Consider the following 6338-nt stretch of genomic DNA (forward strand, 5'->3'; position numbering starts at 1 on the left):
TTTATCAGTTTGTGTTCGTAGGTCAAAAAAAAATTCTGCCATAGCCCTTTTTTAGACCATCGATTAAAGCGGTTATAAGCGGTTTTCCATGAACCTAGTTCGGTAGGTATGTCTCGCCATGGAGCACCTGTTCTTAGTTTCCAAAGTATGGCTTCCATTACGGTGCGGTCATTCTTCCATTGATGGCAACCGTGAGCCTTCATTGTTGTTTGTAGTTGTTCCCATATGTTGTCAGTTATTACTGTTCTCGCCATGGCTTGAGTTTCCCTATATTTTGTTGATATATAGGATTAAAATAAGGCTTTACTGTATTTTTCAAATTAGGGACACGCCCTAATAATTAATACTATATTTGAAGCTAATAATTATAACCATATCAGAAGGTTTATGCAACTTTGGTTATCTCTATATGCAACTAAAAGTTTCATCATATAAAGACAACCAATTGCTTCGCAGTTTATCCTATAAATAGTCTTGCTACACAACCTATTTAAAAGCAATTAACGCTCGCCTAGACCTTCTGATAGCGTCTTGGTTAATGGCTTAGTTAAGTAAGATAGAACTGTACGCTCTCTTGCTTTGATATCAACACTAGCGGTCATACCAGGCTTAATGACAATTTCATCCGCTCGATGAGCAAATTCCGCTTCACCAATCTGAATCAATACCCGATAGTACGACTCTTCACCTTTCGGTGTCTGCTCAACAAGTGTATCTGGACTGATGTAGGTGACCGTTCCTCGCATCGCTCCAAATATTGAGAAGTCATAGGCATCTAGCTTAACCGATGCGGCTTGTCCTTCCTTAACATTAGCAATATCAGCTGGACTAACCTTAGCTTCAACAATCAAGTCACTACTGGTTGGCAATAGCTCCATGATCACCTCGCCCGGTTTCACCACACCACCAATAGTGGTAATGTTAATACTATTCACTTTACCATCTTGTGGTGCCAGTAAGCGCTTTTCTTCTAGTACTTGGGTGCGATCACGCAATTGCTCCAGCTCACTATCTAGCTCTTCCTGAGCCTTTGTCATTTCAGCCTGAGCTTCTTCAAAATATTTATTACGTTTGTTATTAATCTGGGCCTCAATATCAGCCACTTGACGGCGCAACTTAATAACATCTGCTTGGCTAACATCTCCATACTGTAGTAGTGGCTCGTTCATGCTCAACTCTTGCCTAGCCAAAACTAACATCTTTTCAAGTGAAGACACTTCTTCTGTAATGGCTTGTCTGCGGCGATTGTATAGTTGAGTTTGGTTTTCTACATATTCGGGATACTTTAAGACGTTTTGAGGGAATGTCAGTGGTCGGTCAAATATCTCAGCATTTAGGCGTGCTAACTGTGCTTGTAAAGCTGCTGTTTTTGTCGCTGAGTTATCAAAAGCTGCTTTTGCACGCTCTTCTTCTAAGATAACCAATAACTGGCCTTTTTTGACATCATCACCTTCAGAAACCAGTATGTCTGTTAACACACCCCCTTCTGAGGCTTGAATTTCTTGCGTACGAGCGCTGGCAATAACAGTTGCTTTGGCGCGTGTTACTTGGTCAATCTTTGCAAAATAAGCCCACACCACCAATATGATAATACCGATTAAGGCAATCCAGATAGTGAGGCGAGCACGGCCGACTTTTGGCTTAGTGGGGGTATATTGATATTCAGACATGCCTACTTCTCTTCAGATTTGGGGTTAATGATAATGGTATTGGGCTTAGTTGTTGTAGCGGGTATATCCTGCGCCGCGCTACTACTGGTAACCTCATTACTCGCTTCATTTGAACTGCTGTTCATTGACTGATTGTTGCTAATGGGCTGGCTATTATTTGTTGATTCATTATTGTTAGTGGACTGATTAGCACTATCTCCGGAGTCAGTATTCGTAGGCTGACCGGTATTTCTAGTTTCAGAAACAGGTTTAATTATAATCTTAGGTTTATGAGCTGAATCTGTTTTTTGTGGAGTATCAGATTCTCCAGCCGAATTAGATTCTGCAGCACCCCCAGAGTCTTGTGGATTTTTTGGTGCTGTAGGCTGAGCGCTAATCGCAGATTTTGGCGTTGGCTGCTGTGCAATTTTGCCCACACCGCCTTTTCGCTTAGCCTGCTCATTTTGCATTAACTGCTTCAGTACCGCTTCTTTGGGACCATCCATGACGATTTGATGATTGTCCATAATAATAATACGGTCAACCAAATCTAGTAACGCTGTTTTATGTGTTGAGACAACAAAGGTTTGGCCTTCTTGTAGCTCCTCACGTAAGACTTGTATACAACGTTGCTCTTGACGGTTATCCATCGATGCTGTTGGCTCATCGATTAAAAATACCGATGGCTTAGTTAATAATAGACGTGTAAAAGCAACCAGTTGCTTCTGTCCTCCTGACAAGCCTCGTCCGCCTTCACTAATCGGCAAGTCTAAACCACTTGAGTGATTAGCAACCAAGTTAATTAAACCTGTCTTTTGTAGGGCTGCATGAATCACATCATCTTTAGGTGCTGCCATACCAATTAATAAGTTCTCTCGTAGCGTCCCTTGGAACAAACGGTGATCTTGTTGCAAATAGCCGACCTGCTCACTTAACGCCTCACGGCTGATTTGTTGTATATCCAGCCCGTCCAGTAAAATTCTTCCTGAAGTTGGAGCATATAAGCCAGCCAGCAATTTTAATAAAGTTGATTTACCAGAACCAATAGGACCTAAAATTGCGATACGCTCGCCAGGTTGAATGACTAGCTTTTTCACAGTTACTGCAGGACGGTCATTACCCACATAATTGAATACTAAATCATCACACTGATAATGGCCTCTAATTTTAGTGGGTGACAGCGGATAGCTTACGCCGTGGTTGTCTTGCTCTAAAGCAAAAATAGACTCAATCATACTTTTGGCAGCTTTCGCATGTGAAAACTGTACCAGTAAGTTAGGGATAGACATGACAGGTGCTAGAACACGACCCCCTAAAATAGAACAAGCAATCAAGCCACCCATGGTCATCTCACCACTCATTACCACAAACGCACCGGTAATCACGATACCCACATAACTCGCTTGCTGTAGCATTTGAGTAAAATAACTTAAGTAATCATTGGCATGCTTCATATCCAAGTCATTTCTGATAGTGATGTTCATCACATCAAGCCAACGAGATAGAAACTTCCAACTACCTGCCCCAGCTTTAATGGTCTCAGCACCCTCAACTGTTTCAACAAGTAGTCCTGTTTTGTAGTAAGAAGCAGAGGCACCTTCTGCAGCAATTGCATCAATGCGCTTTCTGGCAAACAAGCCCATAGTAACTGCAATGACTGAAGCCACAATGGGTACTAAAGCCACAAGAGGAGAACCAATATAGGCAATCAACGACAAGAAGATGATAGTCATTGGCAGATCAACTAACGCGAACAGAGTACTGGCTGTAAAGAAACTACGTACCTGCTCATAGCCTCTTAACTGTGCTGCCATAGAACCGACAGAACCTGGCATCTGGTCGATACGTACTCTTAATAATCGCTGGAATACTTCACGAGATAAGTGCTGATCCAAACCAACAACGACTTTATCCATAACTTTTGCGCGGGCGAACTTCATAAAAGCTTCGAATATGATGAATAGTGCCACCCCACTCGCCAAAATGATCAGGGTACTAACCGCTCCTGTTGGAATAACTCGGTCATAAACCTGTAACGAGAATAGGGAAACAGCAAGCGCAAGAAAGTTAATTAAGAAGGACGCAAGCACTGCCTCAAGCACCACTCCTTTATAGCTCAACAAATCCTTTTTTAGGGTTTCAGAAAAACTGGCGTTGCGTTTCTGAATATGATCCTCTGTTAGCCGTAAGCGTAAGATTATTCTTAACTCATCGGCGGGAACCGAGTGTGTCATTTCTTCTTGGCGCAAACTCCACGTTCTGTGCGGTGTTTGGCTATCAATCACACCCCACCCATACCTAGAGTGATAAGCCAGTAAGGGTAAAAAAGCAGCATCTGGTTGCTCTAAGACTTCTGGTATTTCTTCTATACCTAATCCATTAAGAACGCTTACGATACCCCCTAGGGTATTAATTCCACGTCCTTGTTCAACCTCTCTTTGATTATCAAACTTTCTAATCACATCCTGTAAGCGGATGTTATCTACCGGATACCCTTGTTGGCTTAAAATATGCTTTAAAGCATCTGCTAAAGATTTTGCTATTGACACGTCGGGTGAGCTAGGCACCAACTCATGGTGCAGCTCAGTATTGTCTGTCTCGAAACTATCTGATCGATGTTGGTTAGTACTCATAATTATCACTTATTAAATGTTTTTATAATCTTAGGCAGCAGGCTGTGTAATTGCTTCGCTAATTCTTTTTTTTATTTACTCAGTACCAGCTTGGTTATCGTCAGTATTTGTAGGCTCAGATTCTTCCACAGTAATGGTAATAGGATTGCCTTGTTCATCAATCATGATATAAGCCCCTTGATCAAGCTGTTGCTCGACATATGCTGGTAAATTGACTTGAATATACTCATCTTGTGTCGTAGACGATTGGCCATATCCAAACTGCTTACTTCGTGCCGTGTTCTGTTGATTGTTAACCCACTCTTTTACTGGATCTTGAACTGAAAACATTCTGACAGGCTGACGATTATGGGCATAGACTTGCCAAGGCATCAGGCTAAAATCCACTTGAAGCTTATAAAAAGAGCCTAGAATATCTGAGCGAGTCTGTACCAAGTTTACTTGATAGTCGCTTAGCTCACGTACGGCGTTTAGTACTTCTAACCAAGACTTACGGCCAGCGATAAACTGGCGTTGATAAGAGTCGAGTACAATTTGTGCTCCTGCTACTGCAGATACCAAAGATAATTCGCGACTTTTTGCACTGGCAAATTGCTGGTACTGAATCTGGATGTTTTCCATCACCTGACGCTGAGCGGCTTCTTTATTTTGAATTAAGCTGTTTACACGAGCTTCAGAGGCCCGAGTTAATGCCAAGTTAGAAAAACCAGCACCTGGCTGATAATTTAAACCCACATAAAACTGACCATCATCTTCATTGGTATCATGGTCATAAGTGTGCTTATACTCGGCATAAAGCACAGGAAATTTACTGGCACTTTGCGCCTTAACTTCTTGCTTAGCAGATTCAATCTGGAAGGTCTCTTTCACCACAGTCGGATTATAAAAACTGGCTTCATTAAAAGCCATTTTTTCAAAATTCATAGAGGCTCTTTTAACTTGCTCTACCAAAGTACTTAACTGAGGCACATTGTGCTCACTACCCCGAGGTAATGCCCGTCCTGTAATTTGCTGCAGTCGCGCCTCAGCAATGTGTTGCTGCTCTTTGGCGGCTTCATAAGCACTGGTTTCTTGCAAAATACGGTTAGTAACCAAATCTAACTCAATACGCGCCGAAACCCCTTGTTTGACTCGGCGCTGCATCATGGCTTCATATTTACGTAATTGAGCGATAGTTTCTAAATAAACTCGTTGCTGTGCTACAGAATTGATATAGATTTGCCACGCTTCAATCGTCGTTTTTGCCACTTGGTTTTGCTGGACATAGATATTTTCAGTAGCAGCTTTGTCATCAAATATGGCTTGGTTGACGTTGGCAGTAAGTCGACCGCCGGTCCATAAAGGCTGACGTATGCCCACCTCCGATACAATATCATCATTATTGCCATAACTCGTTGCAATGCTGGGGGTCGGCAACAGATTCAGCTTAGCCGCATTAATCCCTTCCGTAGTAGCTTGCTGTTCTGCTCTTGCTGAGCCAACTAAAGGGTGAGTTTCGATCGCCTGAGAAATTAAAGAGTTAATCTGGACGTCAGTGACCACGGTATTGGCCTGGCTTGGTAAGGTACAACCTAGCATTAAGGACAAAAGCAGTAGCATTTTATTTCTATTAGGGCTTAACATCATAATGAGTTTACTTATTCTATGAAGGATAAAGCGCTGCAAAGGCACCCAGGTGTAACTTGTTATATAGGATTAATATCAATCTATTTAGCAACCTATTGGTACTAAAATCACTATTATTATACCCCACTCTCAACACTTTTAGGGGTTGAAAAAAAATGACACCTCACTATCCTTAAAGTTTTCGACCAAGAAGACCAAGGACAATGAGATGCCACTTGACGAATTTATCATTAATATCTATCTGATGGTAGAGCAATATTACAACTTAGTCGTTCAAAAACCGTTAAGAAGAGGCGGATTTGCGCCTAAACTTAGCGATACTGAAATTATATGTATGGAGCTAGTTGGTGAGTTTATGGGCATGGATCAAGACAAACAAATCTGGCAATATTTTAAAAACCACTGGCTGTCTTGGTTTCCAAACCTTGGC

At 41.9% G+C, this 6338-nt stretch carries 3 protein-coding genes and 2 pseudogenes; 1 reads left to right on the forward strand and 4 read right to left on the reverse strand.

Translation table 11 applies throughout. The features are described from left to right. The 4 genes and pseudogenes from G561_RS14730 to G561_RS0112990 form a co-directional block, all read right to left on the reverse strand. Positions 1-254, reverse strand: a pseudogene (locus G561_RS14730) (transposase); the annotation flags it as partial. A 246-nt stretch (positions 255-500) separates the two neighbouring features. Further along, the gene (locus G561_RS0112980) at positions 501-1670 is read right to left on the reverse strand and encodes a beta-barrel domain-containing protein (RefSeq protein WP_028859929.1); all 1170 of its coding nucleotides are present in this window, start codon (positions 1668-1670) and stop codon (positions 501-503) included. 2 nt (positions 1671-1672) lie between these two features. Next, positions 1673-4282 (reverse strand): type I secretion system permease/ATPase, encoded by a 2610-nt coding sequence (locus G561_RS0112985; RefSeq protein ID WP_028859930.1) that lies wholly within the window; start codon positions 4280-4282, stop codon positions 1673-1675. A 75-nt stretch (positions 4283-4357) separates the two neighbouring features. Then, positions 4358-5908 carry a TolC family protein gene (locus G561_RS0112990; RefSeq protein WP_028859931.1) on the reverse strand — a complete coding sequence of 517 codons (1551 nt, stop codon included), beginning with the start codon at positions 5906-5908 and terminating at the stop codon, positions 4358-4360. A gap of 208 nt (positions 5909-6116) precedes the next feature. Here G561_RS0112990 and G561_RS0112995 point away from each other — a divergent pair. Then, positions 6117-6338, forward strand: a pseudogene (locus tag G561_RS0112995) (IS982 family transposase); the annotation flags it as partial.

Source organism: Psychrobacter phenylpyruvicus DSM 7000 = NBRC 102152, from assembly GCF_000685805.1.
In the GTDB taxonomy this organism is placed as follows: domain Bacteria; phylum Pseudomonadota; class Gammaproteobacteria; order Pseudomonadales; family Moraxellaceae; genus Psychrobacter; species Psychrobacter phenylpyruvicus.

Bases quoted from the DNA above. Each gene is read 5' to 3' on its own strand.
- G561_RS0112980 (WP_028859929.1), bottom strand. From the start codon at position 1,670: ATGTCTGAATATCAATATACCCCCACTAAGCCAAAAGTCGGCCGTGCT.
- G561_RS0112985 (WP_028859930.1), bottom strand. From the start codon at position 4,282: ATGAGTACTAACCAACATCGATCAGATAGTTTCGAGACAGACAATACT.
- G561_RS0112990 (WP_028859931.1), bottom strand. From the start codon at position 5,908: ATGATGTTAAGCCCTAATAGAAATAAAATGCTACTGCTTTTGTCCTTA.